Below are 19047 nucleotides of genomic sequence, written 5' to 3' on the forward strand. Positions count from 1 at the left end.
GGCGCGTACTGGAAATCCCCGCGTAATTTGTTAGGCTTGGCACCGCGTTACCGGGAGACCTGCCATGAGCCTGATCGCCGCCCTCGCCCTGCTGGCCGCCGCCGGCAGCGATCCCGACCCTATCGTCGTGACGGGAACCCCGATCACCACAGCCAAGGAACGGAAACGCGCCGCCGAATTTGTGCGCCGCGCCGGTGTGGCCCGGCTCGAGCCGGTCGCGCGGTGGATCATGCCGATATGTCCGCGCACGGTCGGGGTCGATGACGCGGTCGCGGCGATCGTCGACAAGCGGATTCGTGCGGTCGCGGCATCGGCGGGCGCGCCCGTCGCATCGGGTGCGTGCGTCCCCAACATCGCCGTCATTTTCACCGACGATGGCGAGGGCCTGACCCGCGCGATCTTCGCCAAATCACCGCGACAGGCCGCAGCGCTGTCGCCCGTCGTCCGCGAACGGCTGGTCGAGGGCGATGGCGCGATCCGCTGGTGGTACAGCACCCGCGACGAGAGCCGCGACGGAATGCCCGCGGCGTCCGGGGTGGTGCGGCAATATAACAGCAGCATCGTCAGCACCCAGGTCGTGCGCGCGCTGCGGTCGGCGACGGTGATCATCGATGCCGAAAAGGCCGACGGGACCCTGCTCGACTCCGTCGCGTCCTATGCGGCGATGGTCGCGCTCGCCGAATTGAGCAGCAGGCCGCCGCCACCCGAGGATTCGATCATGGCACTGTTCGACGGCGAGGCGGGGCGCCGCGAATTATCGGACAACGACGCCGCGCTGCTGCGCGGCATTTACAGCCTGCCGCCCGACCGCGAAGCCTTTCAGCATCGCCGTCGGCTGGTATCGGAGGTCCGCAAGGACCGGGATTGAGAGTCAGCCGCTCTTGGCGAGCGCATAGTCCTGCGTGCCGCGCGTGATCACATCGTCCGCGACCAATATGTCGGCGATGGCGATCGGCGGCAGCGCGTCATTGGCGGCATAGAGCGGCGCGAAGTCGGTGTTCACCGTGGTATCGAGCAGCTGGTCGAGGCTGTCGATGACGAAATAATTCTGCTGGAAATCGTCGATCCGGTAGTCGGTGCGCATGACGCGGGCGAGGTCGAAGCCGATGCGGTTCGGGCTGTCCGAATCGAGCGCGAAGACGCTTTCGGCATAGCTCGACACGATGCCGGCGCCATAGATGCGCAAGCCCCCCGCTTCGCGGATCAACCCGAATTCGACGGTATACCAGTAAAGCCGCGCGAGCTGTTTGAGCGCGTCGAATTTCAGGCTGCGCAGCCCGCCCTCGCCATAAGCGACCATATAGTCGGCGAATATCGGGTCGGCGAGCATCGGGACATGGCCGAAGACGTCGTGGAAGACGTCGGGTTCCTCCAGATAGTCGAGCTGCTGCGGGGTGCGGATAAAATTGCCCGCGGGGAAGCGCCGGTTGGCGAGATGGTCGAAAAACACCTCGTCGGGGACGAGCCCTGGCACCGCGACGACCCGCCACCCCGTCGCCGCCATCAGCCGCGCGTTGAGTTCGCGATAGTCGGGGATGCCCGGTTTTTCGAGCCGCAGCACGTCGATACCGCGCAGAAAGGCTTCGGACGCGCGGCCGGGCAGCATCGCCGACTGGCGCGCGAAGAGGCGGTCCCACATCGCATGTTCGTCGGCGGTGAAGGCGTCCCAGTTCTGAGCGATCGTCCAGTCGGCCGCAGCGCCGGGCGGCGGGGTTTCATGGACGTGGGTGAAGCCGTCTTTCATGGGACACGCCTAGCATGAAAAGGTTTCAAATGAAACCGTCTCCGTCGAGCCGCAGCAGGCGGATATGGCCATAGCCGCGTTCGACCTGCCCGGCGCCCGCCAATATACGCAGCGCCGCGCCCAACGTCACGCGCGACACGCCGAGCAGGTCGGCGAGCTGCTGCTGGGTCGCGGTGATCCGATCGCCGCCGGCGCTGTCGGACGCCATCGCACGCAGCATCGCGAGCAACCGATCGGGGGTCGACAGCCGCCGTTCGGAATCGATGATGTCGAGCGTCGACGCTAGCTGCCGCGACAGACTGCGCAGCAGCAGCTCGGCCCAGCCGACGTCGGCGGCCATCAATTGCCGCAGCAACGGCCGGTCGACCGCGACGAGCCGCGCGCTGCCGCTGGCGAGCGCGTCGACCTGTCGCGGCACACCGGTAAAAAAGGCCAGTTCGCCGAACATGTCGCCGCGCCCCATCACCCCGAAATGGGTGAAACCACCGTCCTCGGCAAAGCGGCCGATCGTCACATGTCCGTCGACGACCGCCCAAAAGGCGTCGCCCGGATCGCCTTGATGCTGGACGAACTGGCCGTCGGCAAAATCGCGCACGCGCGCACTTGCGATCAGCTGAACCAGCTCGTGCGGCGACAGGGTCGATCGCTCGGCCATCGCAAAATGATAAGTTCTTTGCATTCCGGGTCGCGACACTGTGGCAAGGTCGGCGCCATGGCAAGCAACGACTTGCCGATGGCCATGGGAGTGCCGCGACATGCAGCTGACAAGCGCCCAATCGAGTCTGGTCGTGATGGCGATCTATCTGAGCTTCGCGCTGCTCGAACTCGCCTGCACCCGATTGTTCGCCAAGGACGAACAGACGCGCCACGACGGCATCCTCGAAGTCGTCAGCACCCTGATGCTGCTGGTGGTGACGCAGCCGCTGATCCTGTTCACGGTCGGTGCGATCGGCCAGGCGCTGGTCCCACAGTACGCCAATGCGCTGGCGGGCATTCCCTTCCTCGCCGCGCTCGCGCTGTTCCTCGTATTCGAGGATATGATGCAATATTGGTGGCACCGTGCGAGCCACGGCTTTTCCTGGCTCTACAACCTCCATCGCGCCCACCATAATGCGCGCTATATGAGCGTCCGGCTCGTCTATCGGAACAACATCCTCTATTATGCGATGATGCCGAGTATCTGGTTCGCGGGGATTCTGGTCTATCTTGGACTCGGCTGGTTCTATGCCGGCTATCTGGTCGTCAAGATGGCCGTGATCATCGGCGCGCACAGCGATTTCGCGTGGGACAGGCCGCTGTACCGGATCAAGGCGCTGTCGCCGCTAATGTGGGTCGTCGAGCGCGTCATCAGCACTCCGGCGACGCATCACGCCCACCACGGCCGCCACCTCAGCGACGGCGCGGTCCATTATAAGGGAAATTTCGGCAATTTGCTGTTCTTCTGGGACGTGCTGTTCGGCACCGCCAAGATCACCCGCAGCTATCCCGTCAGCTATGGCGTCGAAAACCTGCCCCCGGCGACGCTGGGCCAGCAACTGCTGTGGCCGATCTTTCCCGAGAACAAGGATATGGACGCCGATATCCCGGGCGCGGTGCCCCGGTCAGCCATTCCGCAGGTCGCGGCGGGCTGACCGGAGGTACCAAGCGGCGTGTCAGAAGCGCGCGCGGATGCCCGCCGACACGGCGCGCCGTTCGACGGGATAATAGATCGCCGAGGTCGGGGTGACGACGATCGCCGCGCTGATGTCGCCGATCGCCTTTTTGCCGGTGACATTGCGGACGTCGACAAAGGCGTCGATGCCCTCGGCCACGCGCGCGCCGCCGGTGAAGCCGAGCAGCGCATAGCCGGGCGTGCGCACCAGGTTGCGGTAATCGGCGAAGGGGCCGTCGGGAACCCATTCGAGGTTCGGCGCGATGTGCAGCGCATCGGTGCCGATCCGCAGTTCGGCGCGATAGACATGGTTCGGCACCACCGGCAGGCGATTGTTCCTGAACTGGCTGTCGCCCCGAAAACGGAAATCGCTGTAATTGTATATTTGCCGCAGCCGCAGCCATGGTGCGGGGTTGAGTTCGAGCGACGCCTCGATCCCCTGATGCAGCGTGCGGTCAGCGTTGAAGGTCGCGGCGGGGATATCGCTGCCGGTCGCGAACTGCAGCATTTCGCCCGTCAGCGTCGCGCGGTAGGCGGCGATGTCCCATGCCGCGAAACCGATCGTGCCGCGCGTGCCGACTTCCGCGGTCCAGGCGCGTTGCGGGCGGATGTCGGACACGACGGCGCTTGTCGGCGGGGATCCGACCGTCTGGAAAACCTCGCCGAAGCCCGGGAATTCGGCCGAGCGACTGTAGTTGGCGAAGACCTGGATGTGGTCGGCGGGTTCGAAGAGCAGGCCGAGTTTCGGCGAGAAGGCGTCGAAGTCGATCCGCCCGTCGGTCGCGGCGGTCGCCGAAAAATCAACCCGCCGCGCGCGCCAGCCGTCGGCATAGACGCCGCCCGCGACAAGCGTCAGCGCCTCCACCGGCCGCACGCGCAGCTCGCCATAGAGGGTTGCGGTCTGTGCCTTCTGGTCGGCGTCGAAGGTCAGCGCACCGCGCCGGCCGCCATTGTTGACGAACTGGCGGGCATCGGTGCGGCCACGCCGGATTTCGCCGCCGAGGGTGACCTCGACCGGCCCCGTCGCATAGTCGAGCCGCGCAAAGCTGCCGATATCGGTCGATTTCTGGTCGATGAGCTGGAAGATCGGGTGATGCAGCGACTTGGCGTTGACGAAGCCGCCGACGTCGAGCTTCACCGCGCCGAAATCTAGGCTGGTGCGGTTCTGGAGCCGCAGCGAGTCGATATCGCGGCCCTGATCGCCCGCGACGGCGCCCGCATTCGCCTTGCCCGGGGTGGTCAGCGCCTCGGCCTTCGTCAGCGCGCCGGGGAGTTGCTGGTTGATATTGTTGATGCTGGCATAGAAGCGCGTGCTCACGACGCGGCTCAGTTTCAACCCGACATTGCCCTGAAAGCGCAGACTGCGCCGCTTTGCATGGTCGCGGTCGCCATCCGAGGTGTCGGCGCTGATCGCGCCCCATGCGTCAACGCGCTCGCTGGCGACGCCCGCCGAGACGAGCCCGCGCACGCTGTCGAAGCTGCCGACATCGCCGCGCAGGTAAATCCCTTCGGCGGTGCGCCCGGTCGGGGTCACGCCATTGACCGCGCCGCCGAGCGTGCCCGAGCCGAAGCGCAGCGCGTTGGCGCCGCGATAGACCTCGAGATGGTCGAAGAAGATCGGTTCGAGTTCCTGGAAATCGCCATTGTCGTCGGCGAGGTTGATCGGCACCCCGTCCTGCAGCAGCGTCAGCCCGCGCATGTGGAAGCCGCGCGACAGCCCCGAGCCGCGGATCGAAATCCGTACCTCCTGCCCGTAACGCGGCTGGAGATAGACGCCCGGCGAGAAGGCGAGCGTGTCGCGCAGCGACATGATCGATTTGTCCGCATAGTCCCGATGCGTGACGACGTCGACGCCGCCGGGGGTGCGCGCGGCGCGTGCTTCGGCATCGTCGGTCAGTTCGGGCGCGGTGACGATGATCGTCTGGTCTTCGCCCGCCTCTTCGGCATGGCTGGCGGCGGGGACGAGCGAGAGGACGAGCGCCAGCAACGGCGCCGCCCGATGGGTACGGCTGTTCATGAAATTTCCTTCGCTTGGGATACAGGCACGCGCCGCGCCGCGCGGGATGCGCGGACGGCAATTCAGGCTGGATCAGACGAAGGCGGGTGGTCCGGTGCTCGGCGGCAGCGGCGAGGCGATGCCGGGGGCAAAGCCGAGCGACGGGATCGCGACGGGCGACGGCTCGAGCGCGACCGGCGCGGTCGGCAGCGCGGGTTCGGCGGGGACGATCGGTGCCACCGCGAGCGCGCCCCACGGGCAATGCTGCTGCGGCTCGCCGTCATGGCCGGCGATTTTCTCGATCGGGATCGTCATCGTCGCGCCCGGATTGGCCGGGTCCGAACAGACGCGCACGGTGATCGTCCCCGACGCGTCGGTCTCGATCATCCAGCCCGGCGCGACGATGATGCGCGCGGCGAGCGCGAGCAGCAGCGGCAGCAGGAGAAGGATGCCCGGACGGCGAAAGGCGGCGAGGAGGCCCATGCGGCGGGCCTTATGGCGACCGCTGTGCAGTGACAAGTGGCCTCGCATTATCAAGCGCGTCATTGCGAGCGGAGCGAGGCAATCCAGAGCAGTTGCCGCTCACTCGGGATTGCTTCGCTTCGCTCGCAATGACGAAGATTTATTCGGCCGGCGTCTCGTCGGTCTTCTTGCCCGTGCGCGTCCACGGGTAGAGCAGCTGGCCCCAATAGTTTTTCGGCACATCCTCGGGGATGCCGTAGTTTTCGGGCCAGCGGTCCTTGGGCAGATGAAAGGTGCCGAACAGCTTGTCGATCCACGGGAAATGGATCGCGAAATTGACGTCGAACGCCTCACGTTCGAGGCCGTGGTGCCAGTGGTGGAAGCGCGGGGTCGCGATCCAGTGTCCCAGCCGGTTGAAATTGCCGCCGACATTGGCGTGGAGCAGCGACGACCAGACATAGACGAAGCCGATATAGGCCTGCATCACCGACGGCGAGAAACCGAGGGTGAACAAAGGCAGCGAGGTGATCGCGCGGAGCAGGATGATTTCGATGAAATGCATCCGCGACCCCGCGAGCCAGTCCATCGATTTCGCGCTGTGATGGACGGCGTGGAAGCCCCAGAGGAAGGGGTAGCGATGGAAGGTGCGGTGGAAGAAATATTGCACCACATCCGACGCGATCAGGACGATGACGAATTGCACGGCCCACGGCAGCGAAGCGACCCCGGCGCGGAAGGCGTCCCAGCTGTTCGTATGCTCGTTGACGAACTGCTGCGGCGCGAGCGCGAGGAAGCCGAGGACCTGCACGAACATCGTGCTGACCAGGTAGTAGAAAAGATCCTCGCGCCATTCGGTGCGGAACAGGCGTTGCGCGCGGCGATGCGGGAAGGCGCGTTCGAGCGGCGCGAACATGAAGCCGGTGATCAGCAGGTTGACGACGAAGAAGTCGAGCCCGAAGAAAATCCCCCAGTCGCGGGTCTCGGCGGGCTGGACATTGGCGCCGCCGATCAGCGCGGCGGCGAGCGCGATCATCAACGCGGTGGCGCCGAGCACCTTGCGCGGGCGGAGCAACAGGCTGAGCAGCGCGAGGCCGTAGCTCGCAAGCAGGATCAGGTGGACGACCCCGCGAAACCCGCCCCAATTTTTGACGATCGCCAGTTCGGGGGTAGCGAACCAGTCGGGAAAACGCAGCGCGATCACCAAGCCGAATCCGACGACCGCGAACAGCAGCGCGAAAAAGCCCGACAGCCAGCCGCTGCCGAAGCGCCGCACCTCGGTATGCGATTCGAGATCGCGCATCAGGGCGTTCAGATAATCACGTTTGGCCATGTTTCCCCCTCACGGCATTTGGGCCGCGCCGTCTGTGATGCCGCGCACCGGTTAAATATCCTCCCTGTGGCGAAGCCATGGGGAGGTGGCAGTGCGAAGCGCTGACGGAGGGGCAGTGACACGACGTCGCTGGCCCCTCCACCACTTGCTTCGCAAGCGGTCCCCCTCCCCATCGCTGCGCGACAGGGAGGATCATTATCCCGCCGCCGCGACGATCGTCGCCCAGTCGGCTTCGTCGATCACGCGGATGCCGAGCGCCGCCGCCTGCTTGAGTTTCGATCCCGCGCCGGGGCCCGCGACGACGAGGTCGGTCTTGGCGCTGACGCTGCCTGCCGCCTTGGCGCCGAGCGCTTCGGCCTGCGCCTTCGCTTCGTCGCGGCTCATCGTCTCCAGCTTGCCGGTGAAGACGATTGTCATGCCCGACACCTCGCTCTCGCGCGTCTCGACGATGTAGGGCGGGGGCGACACTTCGCCGAGCAGGTCGTCCCACAGGTCGCGGTTGTGCGGTTCGTGGAAAAAATCGCCGAGCGCTTCGGCGACCGCGGGGCCGATGCCGTCGGCGCGCACCTCGAGGATCGCCTTGATCGCCTCGAGCTTGCGGGTGCCATATTTGCCGTCGGATTCGCCCTCGCCCTGCGGGTTCGCGTCGAGCCAGCCGTGCAATTCGGCGGCCTTTTCGGGCAGGCGCGCGATGTCGCCGAGCCCCTTGAGCAGGTCGCGCGCGGTCACCGCGCCGACGTGACGGATGCCGAGGCCGAAGAGCAATCGCGCCGCGTCGGGCTGCCGCTTCGCCTCGATCGCGGCGAAAAGATTGTCGACCGACTTTTCCTTCCACCCCTCGCGGGTGAGCAGTTCGGCGCGATGGTTTTTCAACCGGAAGATATCCGCCGGCCCCTTGTCGAGCCAGCCGAGGTCGAGAAATTCCTGGATGCTTTTTTCTCCCAGCCCCTCGATATCGAGCGCGCCGCGGCTGACGAAATGGCGCAGGCGCTCGAACTTCTGCGCGTTGCAGATGAGGCCGCCGGTGCAGCGCACATCGACCTCGCCCTCCTCGGCGACCGCTTCGCTGCCGCAGACCGGGCAATGGTCGGGGAAGATATACGCGGCGCGCTCTTCGGCGCGGGTGAGGTTCTCGACAACCTGCGGGATCACGTCGCCGGCGCGCTGGATGACCACGCGATCGCCAGGGCGCACGCCGAGGCGGCCGATCTCGTCGCGGTTGTGGAGCGTGACGTTCGACACGACGACGCCGCCGACGGTCACCGGCACCAGCCGCCCGACCGGGGTCAGCTTGCCGGTGCGCCCGACCTGGATGTCGATGGCTTCGAGCGTCGTCTGCGCGCGTTCGGCGGGGAATTTATGCGCGATCGCCCAACGCGGCGCCTTGGCGACGAAGCCCAGCCGCGCCTGCCAGTCGAGCCGGTCGACCTTGTAGACGACGCCGTCGATATCATAGGGCAGTTCGGCACGCTGGCGTTCGATATCGCGATAGTGGGCAAGCACGCCCTCGACGCCGTCGAAGCGTTTCAACAAGGGCGACACCGGGACACCCCAGCTTTCGATGAGCCGCATCATGTCGAATTGCGTGGCGGCGGGCACGGCACTGACCTCGCCCCAGCCGTGCGCGAGGAAGCGCAGCGGGCGCGAGGCGGTGACGCTCGCATCCTTCTGGCGCAGCGACCCCGCGGCGGCGTTGCGCGGGTTGGCGAACTGGCGGACGGTGGCGGGGTCGAACGCGACCTCGCGCTGCGCGGCGAGCGCCTGGCCTTCTTCCATCAGCCGCGCGTTGAGCGCGGCAAAGTCGGTCTTGGCCATATAGACCTCGCCGCGGATCTCGAAGACGTCGGGGACGTCGCCGTTCAGTTGCTGCGGGATATCTCCGATCGTAGCCACATTGGGCGTAACATCCTCGCCGACGCTGCCGTCGCCGCGCGTTGCCGCCTGCACGAGCTGGCCCTGTTCGTAGCGCAGCGAACAGGACAGGCCGTCGATCTTGTCCTCAGCGGTCAGCGCCACCGTTTCGCCTTCACCGAGGTTGAGGAAGCGCCGCACCCGCGCCGCGAACTCGTCAACGTCATCACCGCTGAACGCATTGTCGAGGCTCATCATGCGCTGGGCATGGGTGACCTTGGCGAGCGGCGACGCCTCGACCGCGGCGCCGACCGTGTTGTTCGGGCTGTCGGCGCGGACCAGATGCGGGAAGGCGGCTTCGAGTTCGGTGTTGCGGCGGACGAGCGCGTCATAATCGGCGTCCGAAATCTCGGGCGCATCCTCGGCATGATAACGTTTGCCATGATAGGCGATCGTTTTCGCGAGGCGCATCAGTTCGTTGGCGGCGTCGGCTTCGGTGGTCACGGCGATTTCAGGGCTTCCACAAAGGCAGGGTCGGAAAACACCTGCCGCACAAGCAGCGGGTAGAGCGCATTATACTGGCGGAAAGCCTCGGGTATAGCGAGGGCGCCGATAAAATCGCCCTTCCACGTCGTCTCGACGCGATAATCCTTCGCAAAGCGCTCGGTCCCCTCGCGTATCACCGAAACCCGCACGCCCAGCGCGGCGCGCGTTTCGCCGGCGCGGCTTTCGATGAGGCGACCGGCAATCGCAACCGGAGCGCCAGGATCGAAACGGTTCGCCGTCCGGAGCTCATTTTCGAAACTCAGTCCCAGAAATTCGGCGAAACTCGTCCCTTTCGGCGGGCTCATCGTCGAGCCGCGGATGACGACGGTGCGCGCGACCGGCGCGGCGCCGCCGGCATCGACGAAGGCCCCCACGGCCATCGGCGGCACGTTCGCCGCGCGCAATATCTTCAGCGTTTCGATCGACGGCGCCGTTTCATCGATCCGCGCATGGACGCAGCCCGCGAGCACCAGCATGATCGCGGCGACCCCGAGTGCCCGGACCGATCCCCTCGGCATGGCTATTGCGGAAACGCCGGGTCGGACACGAGGTTGTTGACGCCATGGTCGGTCGCCTGGCGGACGACGGTCTTCACCGCTTCGGTGACATTCTTGACCTGCGTCCCCGGAATCTCGACGTCCTTCTTGCCATATTTCATGTGTAGCGCGTGCTGGACGAGCGTCTTGATCGAGGATGCGCCCTCGCCGGGAAGATATTCGAAGGTGACGTCGTACCGGTCGGTCGCGACGACCCCGCCGAACAACCCGAAACCGAGCCCGGCGCCGAAAGCGTCCTTCTTCGCCTTGTCGAGTTCCTTCTGCGGCACGATGTTGTTGAAGGTGATGCTGAGCACCGCGCCGCCGGCGACGGGCGCCTCGGCGACTTCGCTGAACGCCCCGGTGCCCTTCAACGACTCGATGATCCACGGCTTGACCTCCTTGGTCGCGCGCGGATTGGGTTCGCCGTTGCGCTGAAACTCGAAGATCAGCTGAACCGGCTTCGGCGTCGCGGGGGTCTTTTTATCCTCGGCCTTCACATCGCCGAGCGTATTGTCGACAAACCATTTCGCCGCCTGCGCCGCCGTCGGCGCGATGAGCAGCATCAGCGCCGCGAACGCCGACAAGAGTTTGGCGCGCCCCGACAAAAAGCGATTCAGCATGATAGATCCCCTTCCCCAATACAGGATCGGATAGCAGCGCCGCCCAAATCGGCAAGCCGCTTCGCGCCCGCGCAACGCGGCAGCGTCAGGGCCGCGCGGACGTGACCGGTTTGAACTCGACCCGCTGGCCGAAACCCGCGATCATCGGGCGCGCCCGCTGGATCGCCGCCTGCGCCGCGGGAAGCCGCAACGACGCCGCGTGTGCCTCCCGGCTGTCCCACAGTTCGACGATCCAGATCGCGTCGGGGTTGGCGCTGTCCTCGCCGACCAGATAGGCGATGTTGCCCGGCATCGCGCCGGTCCCCTCGGACAGGATCGCGGCGAGCGCCGCGCGCTGGCCGGGCTGCGCGATCATCTGGCCGATCAGGCCATATTGCGGGTCGGCTTCTTCCATCATGGCCTCCAGGGCGCGCAGCTTCGTGATCGGCAACAGCGCCGCCGCCGCCGCGGCGAGCGCGATCAGATGCTGGCGCCGGTTCACCGCGCGATCGCCAGCACATGGATTTCGCGGCGGATGCGAAACCCCAGCGATTCATAGAGCGCGATCGCGCCCGCATTGTCGGCATAGCTGTGGAGGAAGGGCGTCTCGCCGCGCGCGACCATCGCGCGCATGACATGGCCGATCAGCGCACGCGCCAGCCCGCGGCCACGGCAATCCTCCCACGTCGACACGCCGCTGACCTCCGCCATGCCGGGCAAGAGGATGCGCTGGCCCGCCATCGCGAGCAGGCGGCCATTCTCGCGCACGCCGAAGAAGGGGCCGTAGAGATGCGTCTTCGGCCCCCATGGCCCGGGCTTGGCATGGTCGGCGAGCACCGCCATTTCGGCGGCGTCGGCGTCGCCGAGCGCGATGATCACAGGTTCGTTTTCGCGCCGGGCGGGCGGGGGCCCCTCGGCGACCATCTGCGTCAGGACGGCGCGCTTCTCTTCGCGCGTGCCGGGAGGCAGCGGCCAGGGCTCGCCATCGACGATCCACAATTCCTCGCCGACGGGACAGTGCGCGGCGAGTGCCGCCTGCGCGGCGGGACCAGTGTCGGCGGCGATGCCGAACACGCCATAGCCGCGGTCGATCCGCACCGCCGAACCGGGGTCGCCCTCGGCCAGATGCGCCTGCCGTCCGGTGAGCATGTTCCAGACGGGGCGGTCGAGGGGGTGGGTGATCGCCCTCATAAGGCAAAGCCGACCAAGGCCACCGACGCAGCAACAATCGCAAGCCCGATGAAAACCATAGCCTTCCCAACATCTTGCGACCGAAAACGCCAGAGCCCGATAAACAACGCCGCCGCGACCGCGATTACCAGTTCGGGGATGCTCGACAGCCAAAAGCGCTGCGGGTCGTAGGTCTCCGGATGATAAAAGGAATTAACGGCATCCCAGACATAGCGGAACAGGAAAAATGGCAGTGGAATCAGGAGCGCGAGGACTATTCTGCCCGACTGAATGAGGCGAAGGGCGTTCCCCCGCCGCGTCATGCAGCGACTTCCAGCAACCGCTCGGCCTGCGCCCTTGCCTCGTCAGTCACTTCCGCCCCCGACAGCATCCGTGCGATTTCCTCGCGCCGCGCCGCTTCGTCGAGCGCGCGGACGCCGGTGCGCGTCACCGTGCCCTCGCTCGATTTGGCGATCAGGAAGTGCGCCGCGCCCTTGGCCGCGACCTGCGGCGAGTGCGTGACCGCGAGCAGTTGCTTGCCGGCACCCGCGAGCCTTGCCAGCCGCTCGCCGATCGCGCTTGCCACCGCGCCGCCGACGCCGCGGTCGATTTCGTCGAAGATGATCGTGTCGGCGCCGCCCTCTTCGGCCAGCGCCACCTTCAAGGCGAGGATGAAGCGCGAGAGTTCGCCGCCGCTCGCGATCTTGATCAAGGGCGCGAAGGGTGCGCCGGGGTTGGTCGAGATCAGGAACTCCACGCGGTCCATGCCCTCGGCACCCCAGCGTTCGGCGGGCAGGCGCTCGACCAGCGTCTGGAAGCGCGCGGCATCAAGCTTGAGCGGCACCAGTTCGCCCGCGACCGCCTTGTCGAGCCGCGCCGCCGCCTTGCTCCGCGCGTCGGACAGCGCGGTCGCGGCATGGGTGTAGGCCGCGGCTTTCGCCGCAACCTCGGCCTCCAGCTTCGCGAGGCCCTCGCTGCCGCCCTCGATCGCGTCGAGCCGTGCCGCGAGGTCGCCCGCGAGGGTGGCGAGTTCGTCGGGCTGGACATGATGTTTGCGCGCCATCGCGCGCAGTTCGAACAATCGCGTTTCGGTCTCTTCGAGCCGCGCCGGGTCATATTCGAGCGCGCGCGCCGCCTCGTTCAGCCGTTGCTCGGCCTCGTCGGCCTCGATGATCGCGCGGTCGAGCCCGGCGAGCGCCTCAGCGAGCAAGGGATGATCACCCGCGAGCCGGTCGAGCCGCCGCGCCGCGGCGCGGAGTTGCGCCGGGCCGCTGTCGCTGCCCTCGAACGCCGCCATGATCGCGCCCATGTCGCCGGCGATCCGCTCGCCCTTCTGCATCGCGCCGCGCGCTTCGGCGAGTTCGGCCTCTTCGCCCGGCTGTGGCGCCAATGTCGCGAGTTCGGCGACGCAGTGGGTCAGCCAGTCGCGATCGCGCTCGGCCTCGTCGAGCGCGGCGCGAGCGGCGGCGAGACGCATTTCGGCGCTGCGCCATTCGCCATGCGCCGCAGCGACCGCCGCACTGTCGCAGCGACCATAGGTATCGAGCAGCGCGCGATGCCCCGCCGGCGCCAGCAGGCCGCGATCGTCGTGCTGGCCGTGGATTTCGACCAGATGCGCCCCGACTTCGCGCAGCAGCGCCGCCGAGCAGGGCTGGTCGTTGAGGAAGGCGCGGCTGCCGCCATCGGCGCGCAGCGTGCGGCGGACGAGCAAGGGTTCGCCGGGTTCGATCCCGATATCGTTTGCGGCGAGCAGCGCGGCAAGCGGGGTGCCGGGTGCCGGCGCGGCAAAGCTCGCGGTTACCTGCGCCTTGTCGCTGCCCTGGCGGACCAGCGCGCTGTCGGCGCGCGCGCCAAGCGCCAGTCCGAGCGCGTCGAGCAGGATCGACTTGCCCGCGCCGGTCTCACCGGTGAGCACGCCGAGCCCGGCCGCGAAATCGAGGTCGAGCCGTTCGATCAGGACGATATTGGCGATGGACAGGGCCGTCAGCATGACCCGCCCTTACATCAGAACAAAAAGCGAATCCACGCCCCGCGCGTCACGCGGAAGGCGCATTCTTTTGCATCAGCTGATAGGCGCGCTCATACCATTTGCTGCCCGGATAGTTGGCGCCGAGCACCGCGGCCGACTTCTTCGCCTCCGACGGCACGCCCAGGGCGAGATAGCATTCGGTCAGGCGATAGAGCGCCTCGGGGGTGTGGCTCGTCGACTGAAACTTCTCGGTCACTTCGCGGAAGCGGATCGACGCGGCGAGCCAGTTCGAGCTGCGCTGGTAGAACCGGCCGATTTCCATTTCCTTGCCCGCAAGATGGTCCTGCACCAGATCGACCTTGAGCCGCGCGTCGGCGGCGTAGCGGCTGTCGGGATAGCGCCGGATCACTTCGCCCAAGGCGGCGAGCGCCTGCTGGGTGATTTTCTGGTCGCGGGTGACGTCGCTGATCTGCTCATAATAGCTGAGCCCGATCAGATAATAGGCATAGGGTGCGTCCTTGTTGCCCGGGTGGATCGACAGGAACCGCTGCGAAGCCTCGATCGCCGGCGCATATTCGCGGTCCATATAATAGCTGAACGAGCTCATCAGCTGTGCGCGGCGCGCCCAGGGCGAATAGGGATGCTGGCGCTCGACCTCGTCGAACAGCGCGGCGGCGAGGCCATATTGGTTCCGGTCGAGCCGGTCCTGCGCCGCGCGGTACAGCGTATTGACGTCGCGCGCGACATAACGCGTGTCCTTTTTGACGCCGCTGCCCCCGGCACAAGCGGCCAGCAGGGGGGTGATCACAAGGGCGGCGGCGAGCAGGCGCGTCGAGGCGCGCAGGGTGGGACGCTGAGTCATGGGCGCGGTATAGCCACAGCGCGGATGAACGCAAAATAAATGATGGGGGTGTCGGCGCGGAATTACGGCGCTTTGACCACGCAACCCGCCGGCACGTCCGCGGGTGCCGGAACGCGGCGTGCGGTCTTGATCGTCACCATCGGGTCGAGCATCTGGCCCTGCATCACCCCCTCGCCCGCGGTCGGCGAGACCGGCGCGGCGAAAATCTTCTCCGCGACATCGGCGCCCGCGACGACTTCGCCGAACACCGCGAAGCCCGCGCCGTCGCCGCCGGGCGCATCGGCGTCGAAACCCTTGATGTCGCCGAGCAGCAGGAAGAAGTCGCTGGTCGCGTCGCCGGGGTAGAGCCGCGCCATCGACAGCGCGCCCTTGCAATTGGTGAGTCCGGTCGTCGTCGTCGGTTCGTGCGCGATCGGCGCGAAGTTGGTGCGCGGGTCGCCGCGGTTGCCCGCCTGGACCAGCTGGTTCGCCGGACCCCAGTTGCGCGTCGCACGATAGAATTTGAAACCGTCCATGCGCTTGCCGTCGACATAGCGCAGGAAATTGCCCGAGGTGATCGGCGCGCGCTTGTCCTCGAGCCGCACGACGATCGTGCCGAGGTCGGTGGTAAGTGCGACAAAGGGGCGCGTATCGACCTCGACCAGCGGTGCGGCCGGGCCGGCGATGGGCGGAATCGGCGGCGGCAATTGCGTCGTCTGGGTCGGGACCGTGGCGGGCTGGGCCGCAAGCGCGAGCGCCGGAAGGATCATCGTCAGCATCGCGCCAGCATAAGCGAAAAACCATCACGCTGGCGACCCCCTTCGCAACGGCGGGTGGTGCGCGGATCAACATATAAAGAAATCTTTATATGCGTATTGACAGCTCGCCGGTCGGAGCTATTCTAGGCCGGTCGAGGTTCCCCGCGTCCGGCAGGACATGGGGCTAAGACGGGAAGCCGGTGCGCCTTTCGGGGCAAGGCCGGCGCTGCCCCCGCAACTGTAAGCGGTGAGCGGTGGTCGATACGTGTCACTGGTTCGGCAAGGAACCGGGAAGGCCAGACCCCCGCGTCGATCCGTGAGCCAGGAGACCTGCCTCGTCAGATAACGTCCTCCGGCGGGGTGTCCGGTCTGGTCGCATGCATGGCTGCGCCCGGGCTTGTCCTGCCGGACGCATCGGCCGTTGCTTGTGGTCCGGCCCGTCCCTTGCCCAACGCAAGGTTTGAAGACATGGCCATCTCCGTCGCCACCCTCGGCTTCCCCCGCATCGGCCCGCGCCGCGAACTGAAATTCCTGCTCGAAGGCTATTGGGCGGGCAAGAAGGACGAAGAGGAATTGCGCGAAGGCGCCGCCGCGCTGCGCGCCGCGACCTGGGCGCGCCAGCACGCGCTGGGCGCCGATATCCTGCCCTCGGGCGATTTCTCGCTCTACGACCATGTGCTCGACACCTCGGCGATGGTCGGCGCGATTCCGGCGCGATACCGATGGGACGGCGCTGCGGTCGGGCTCGGCACCTATTTCACGATGGCGCGCGGCACGCAGGGCGGCGCCGGCCATCAAGGCTGCGCCCACAGCCTCGACGCGACCGCGCAGGAAATGACCAAATGGTTCGACACCAACTATCATTATATGGTGCCCGAACTCGAAGCGGGGCAGGTCTTTCGCCTGTCGTCGACACGGCTGGTCGATGAGTTTCTCGAGGCCAAGGCGCTCGGCTATCACACCCGCCCCGTATTGCTCGGGCCGGTCAGCTATCTGATGCTGGCGAAGGGGCGCGGGGTCGAGCCGCTGTCGCTGCTCCCCGCGCTGCTCCCCGTCTATGCCGAAATCCTGACCGCGCTTGCCGATGCCGGCGCCGACTGGGTCCAGGTCGACGAACCCTGCCTCGTCCTCGACCTCGACCATGCCCAGCATGCCGCCTTCGCCGACGCCTATGCGCGGCTGGCGGGCGCCGGGGTCAAGCTGATGCTCACCACCTATTTCGGCGGCCTCGGCGAGAATCTCGGGCTCGTCGCGGGACTGCCGGTCGACGGCCTGCACATCGACCTCGTCCGCGCGCCCGAACAGCTCGGCGCGATCTGCGCCCGCGTGCCGAAGGCGATGCTGCTGTCGCTGGGGGTGATCGACGGACGCAATATCTGGCGCGCCGATCTCGATATGATCTTGGCGCGCATCGCGCCGATCGCCGCGACGCGCGATATCATCGTCGCGCCGTCCTGCTCGCTGCTCCACACGCCCGTGGACCTCGCGCTCGAAAAGCGGCTCGATCCCGAAATCGCGCAATGGCTGGCCTTTGCGGTGCAGAAGATCGGCGAGCTGGCGACGATCGCCAGGGCGCTCAACGAAGGCGAGGACATAGTGGCCGAGGAGCTTGCCGCCGCGCGTGCCGCCGCCGGGACGCGCCGCAGTTCGCCGCGCATCCACGACCCGGCGGTACAGGAACGCATGGCGGCGATCGACGCGGCGATGGTCGAGCGCCGCTCGCCCTTCGCCGACCGCCGCGCGTTGCAGCACGACCGGCTCGCCCTGCCCGCCTTTCCGACGACGACGATCGGCTCCTTTCCCCAGACCCCCGAGGTTCGCAAGGCGCGATCGGCGCATAGCAAGGGCGAGATCGACGATGCCGCCTATGCCCAATATCTGCGCGTCGAAACGCGCGCCGCGATCAAGTGGCAGGAGGAAATCGGGATCGACGTGCTGGTCCATGGCGAATTCGAGCGCAACGACATGGTGCAATATTTCGGCGAGCAGCTGGCGGGATTCGCCTTCACCCAGAGTGGCTGGGTGCAAAGCTATGGCTCGCGCTGCGTGCGGCCGCCGATCCTCTATGGCGATGTGTCGCGCCCGGCGCCGATGACGGTCGAATGGTGGCGGTATGCGCAGGACCAGACCGACCGGCCGATGAAGGGCATGCTGACCGGTCCGGTGACGATCCTGAACTGGTCGTTCGTGCGCGACGACCAGCCGCGCGCGGTGAGTTGCCGCCAGATCGCGCTCGCGATCCGCGACGAGGTGCTCGACCTCGAGCGCGCAGGCGCGGCAGTGATCCAGATCGACGAAGCAGCCCTTCGCGAAGGCCTGCCGCTGCGCCGCGGCGAATGGCAGGCCTATCTCGACTGGGCGGTCGAGGCGTTCCGGCTGTCGGCGTCGGGGGTCGCCGACGACACCCAGATTCACACCCATATGTGCTATTCGGAGTTCAACGACATCATCGCGTCGATCGGCGCGATGGACGCCGACGTCATCTCGATCGAGACCGCGCGCTCGCAGATGGAGCTGCTCGACGTCTTCGCCGACTATGCCTATCCGAACGAGATCGGCCCGGGTGTCTATGACATTCATTCGCCGCGCACCCCCGCCGAGGGCGAGATGACGCAATTGCTGAAACTCGCGAGCCAGCGTCTGCCCGCCGAGCAGATCTGGGTGAACCCCGATTGCGGGCTCAAGACGCGCAAATGGGACGAGGTGCGCCCCGCCCTCATCGCGATGGTCGCCGCGGCGCAGCGGCTGCGCGTCAAGGGGGCCTATGATGCAGCCTGATGGTTCCCCTGCGGTCCGCGTCACCGCGATGCCCGCCAACGCCAATGTCTATGGCGATATCTTCGGCGGCTGGCTGATGGCGCAGATGGATCTCGCCGCCTCCTCGGTCGCGTCGCACCATGCGCGCGGTCGGGCGGTGACGATCGCGGTGGAGGGCATGACCTTCCACCGCCCCGTCTTCATCGGCGACGAGGTGTCGGTCTATGCCCGGCTGCTCAAGGTCGGGCGCACCTCGATGCAGGTCGCGGTCGAAGCCTGGGCGCGCGACCGCCATTCCGACGACGCGAACAAGGTCACCGAGGCCAATTTCGCCTTTGTCGCGATGGGTCCCGACCGGCGACCGCGCGCCGTGGCACCGCTCGGCTGAAGGCCATACCATTCCATATTCAACCAACAGGTTGACAATTGGGATCTGCGAATCATATTTAACCACATGGTTGAACATGATTCGCAGACTCTCGACACGATCTTTCACGCGCTCGGCGACGCGACGCGGCGCGCGATGCTGGGCGAACTCGCCACGGGCGAGCGCTCGGTCGGCGAACTCGCCGAACCCTTCGCCATGTCGCTCGCCGCGGCGTCGAAGCATATCAAGGTGCTCGAAGCCGCAGGGCTGATCTGCCGCGAGGTGCGCGGGCGGACGCATATGTGCAGCCTCGATCCGGCGCCGCTGATGAGTGCCGACCAGTGGCTCGGCATCTATCGCCGCTTCTGGACCAGCCAGCTCGATACTTTGGAAGCGCTGCTGCGCGCCGAAGATGCCGCCCCGCCCCCGCCGAAGAAACCCCTCCCCGGGAAAGAAGGAGACTGACG

The 19047-nt window shown here is 66.8% G+C and carries 19 protein-coding genes and 1 riboswitch; of the genes, 5 read left to right on the forward strand and 14 right to left on the reverse strand.

Annotated features, from left to right (window positions below; all coding sequences use genetic code 11):
• The first annotated feature begins 64 nt into the window (after positions 1-64).
• Entirely contained in the window at positions 65-868 is an 804-nt protein-coding gene (locus tag AC3WS4_RS18210; protein WP_492737156.1) for a hypothetical protein, read from the forward strand.
• 3 nt (positions 869-871) lie between these two features.
• Here the strand turns inward: AC3WS4_RS18210 and phhA are convergent, their stop codons facing one another.
• Together phhA and AC3WS4_RS18220 are read right to left on the reverse strand one after the other, a co-directional pair.
• Positions 872-1744, reverse strand: a complete 873-nt coding sequence (phhA, locus tag AC3WS4_RS18215; protein ID WP_492737158.1) for a phenylalanine 4-monooxygenase — start codon at positions 1742-1744, stop codon at positions 872-874.
• 25 nt (positions 1745-1769) lie between these two features.
• A complete protein-coding gene (locus AC3WS4_RS18220; protein WP_492742915.1) occupies positions 1770-2423 on the reverse strand; it encodes a Crp/Fnr family transcriptional regulator in 654 nt (217 codons plus the stop codon).
• Positions 2424-2499: 76 nt separating this feature from the next.
• Here AC3WS4_RS18220 and AC3WS4_RS18225 point away from each other — a divergent pair, with 76 nt between their 5' ends.
• Positions 2500-3375: a sterol desaturase family protein gene (locus tag AC3WS4_RS18225; RefSeq protein WP_492737162.1), complete on the forward strand. Its 876-nt coding sequence runs from the start codon at positions 2500-2502 to the stop codon at positions 3373-3375.
• 21 nt (positions 3376-3396) lie between these two features.
• Here the strand turns inward: AC3WS4_RS18225 and AC3WS4_RS18230 are convergent, their stop codons facing one another.
• The 12 genes from AC3WS4_RS18230 to AC3WS4_RS18285 form a co-directional block, all read right to left on the reverse strand.
• Positions 3397-5412, reverse strand: coding sequence for a TonB-dependent receptor family protein (locus tag AC3WS4_RS18230; protein ID WP_492737164.1), 2016 nt, complete (start codon positions 5410-5412; stop codon positions 3397-3399).
• Positions 5413-5484: 72 nt separating this feature from the next.
• Positions 5485-5874 carry a hypothetical protein gene (locus AC3WS4_RS18235; RefSeq protein ID WP_187141166.1) on the reverse strand — a complete coding sequence of 130 codons (390 nt, stop codon included), beginning with the start codon at positions 5872-5874 and terminating at the stop codon, positions 5485-5487.
• A 139-nt stretch (positions 5875-6013) separates the two neighbouring features.
• On the reverse strand, positions 6014-7183 hold the full coding sequence (locus tag AC3WS4_RS18240; protein ID WP_492737167.1) for a sterol desaturase family protein: 1170 nt from the start codon (positions 7181-7183) through the stop codon (positions 6014-6016).
• Between the two features lie 195 nt (positions 7184-7378).
• Positions 7379-9505, reverse strand: coding sequence for an NAD-dependent DNA ligase LigA (gene ligA, locus AC3WS4_RS18245; protein ID WP_492738065.1), 2127 nt, complete (start codon positions 9503-9505; stop codon positions 7379-7381).
• A gap of 29 nt (positions 9506-9534) precedes the next feature.
• Entirely contained in the window at positions 9535-10098 is a 564-nt protein-coding gene (locus tag AC3WS4_RS18250) for a hypothetical protein (protein WP_492737169.1), read from the reverse strand.
• A 2-nt stretch (positions 10099-10100) separates the two neighbouring features.
• Positions 10101-10739, reverse strand: a complete 639-nt coding sequence (locus AC3WS4_RS18255; protein ID WP_492737171.1) for a hypothetical protein — start codon at positions 10737-10739, stop codon at positions 10101-10103.
• Between the two features lie 85 nt (positions 10740-10824).
• Positions 10825-11220, reverse strand: coding sequence for a putative quinol monooxygenase (locus tag AC3WS4_RS18260; protein ID WP_492737173.1), 396 nt, complete (start codon positions 11218-11220; stop codon positions 10825-10827).
• A complete protein-coding gene (locus AC3WS4_RS18265; RefSeq protein WP_492737175.1) occupies positions 11217-11909 on the reverse strand; it encodes a GNAT family N-acetyltransferase in 693 nt (230 codons plus the stop codon). Before AC3WS4_RS18265 ends, AC3WS4_RS18260 begins: the two co-directional genes overlap by 4 nt.
• Positions 11906-12211, reverse strand: a complete 306-nt coding sequence (locus AC3WS4_RS18270; protein WP_492737177.1) for a hypothetical protein — start codon at positions 12209-12211, stop codon at positions 11906-11908. The genes AC3WS4_RS18265 and AC3WS4_RS18270 overlap by 4 nt, the downstream gene beginning before the upstream one ends.
• Positions 12208-13878 (reverse strand): DNA repair protein RecN, encoded by a 1671-nt coding sequence (recN, locus tag AC3WS4_RS18275; RefSeq protein WP_492737179.1) that lies wholly within the window; start codon positions 13876-13878, stop codon positions 12208-12210. Before recN ends, AC3WS4_RS18270 begins: the two co-directional genes overlap by 4 nt.
• 46 nt (positions 13879-13924) lie before the next feature.
• The gene (locus tag AC3WS4_RS18280; RefSeq protein WP_056345771.1) at positions 13925-14719 is read right to left on the reverse strand and encodes an outer membrane protein assembly factor BamD; all 795 of its coding nucleotides are present in this window, start codon (positions 14717-14719) and stop codon (positions 13925-13927) included.
• Positions 14720-14781: 62 nt separating this feature from the next.
• A complete protein-coding gene (locus tag AC3WS4_RS18285; protein ID WP_492737181.1) occupies positions 14782-15477 on the reverse strand; it encodes a peptidylprolyl isomerase in 696 nt (231 codons plus the stop codon).
• A 117-nt stretch (positions 15478-15594) separates the two neighbouring features.
• A riboswitch (cobalamin riboswitch) is annotated at positions 15595-15808 on the forward strand.
• A 116-nt stretch (positions 15809-15924) separates the two neighbouring features.
• Between AC3WS4_RS18285 and metE the strand changes: the two genes are divergently transcribed.
• The 3 genes from metE to AC3WS4_RS18300 all read left to right on the forward strand — a co-directional run bounded on the left by metE (position 15925) and on the right by AC3WS4_RS18300 (position 19045).
• Positions 15925-18234, forward strand: a complete 2310-nt coding sequence (gene metE / locus AC3WS4_RS18290) for a 5-methyltetrahydropteroyltriglutamate--homocysteine S-methyltransferase (protein ID WP_492737183.1) — start codon at positions 15925-15927, stop codon at positions 18232-18234.
• Positions 18224-18601, forward strand: a complete 378-nt coding sequence (locus tag AC3WS4_RS18295) for an acyl-CoA thioesterase (RefSeq protein ID WP_492742917.1) — start codon at positions 18224-18226, stop codon at positions 18599-18601. Before metE ends, AC3WS4_RS18295 begins: the two co-directional genes overlap by 11 nt.
• A gap of 66 nt (positions 18602-18667) precedes the next feature.
• A complete protein-coding gene (locus AC3WS4_RS18300) occupies positions 18668-19045 on the forward strand; it encodes an ArsR/SmtB family transcription factor (protein WP_492737186.1) in 378 nt (125 codons plus the stop codon).
• The last annotated feature ends 2 nt before the right edge of the window (positions 19046-19047 follow it).

This window comes from Sphingopyxis sp. EU05-FHT14B03 (assembly GCF_058790875.1).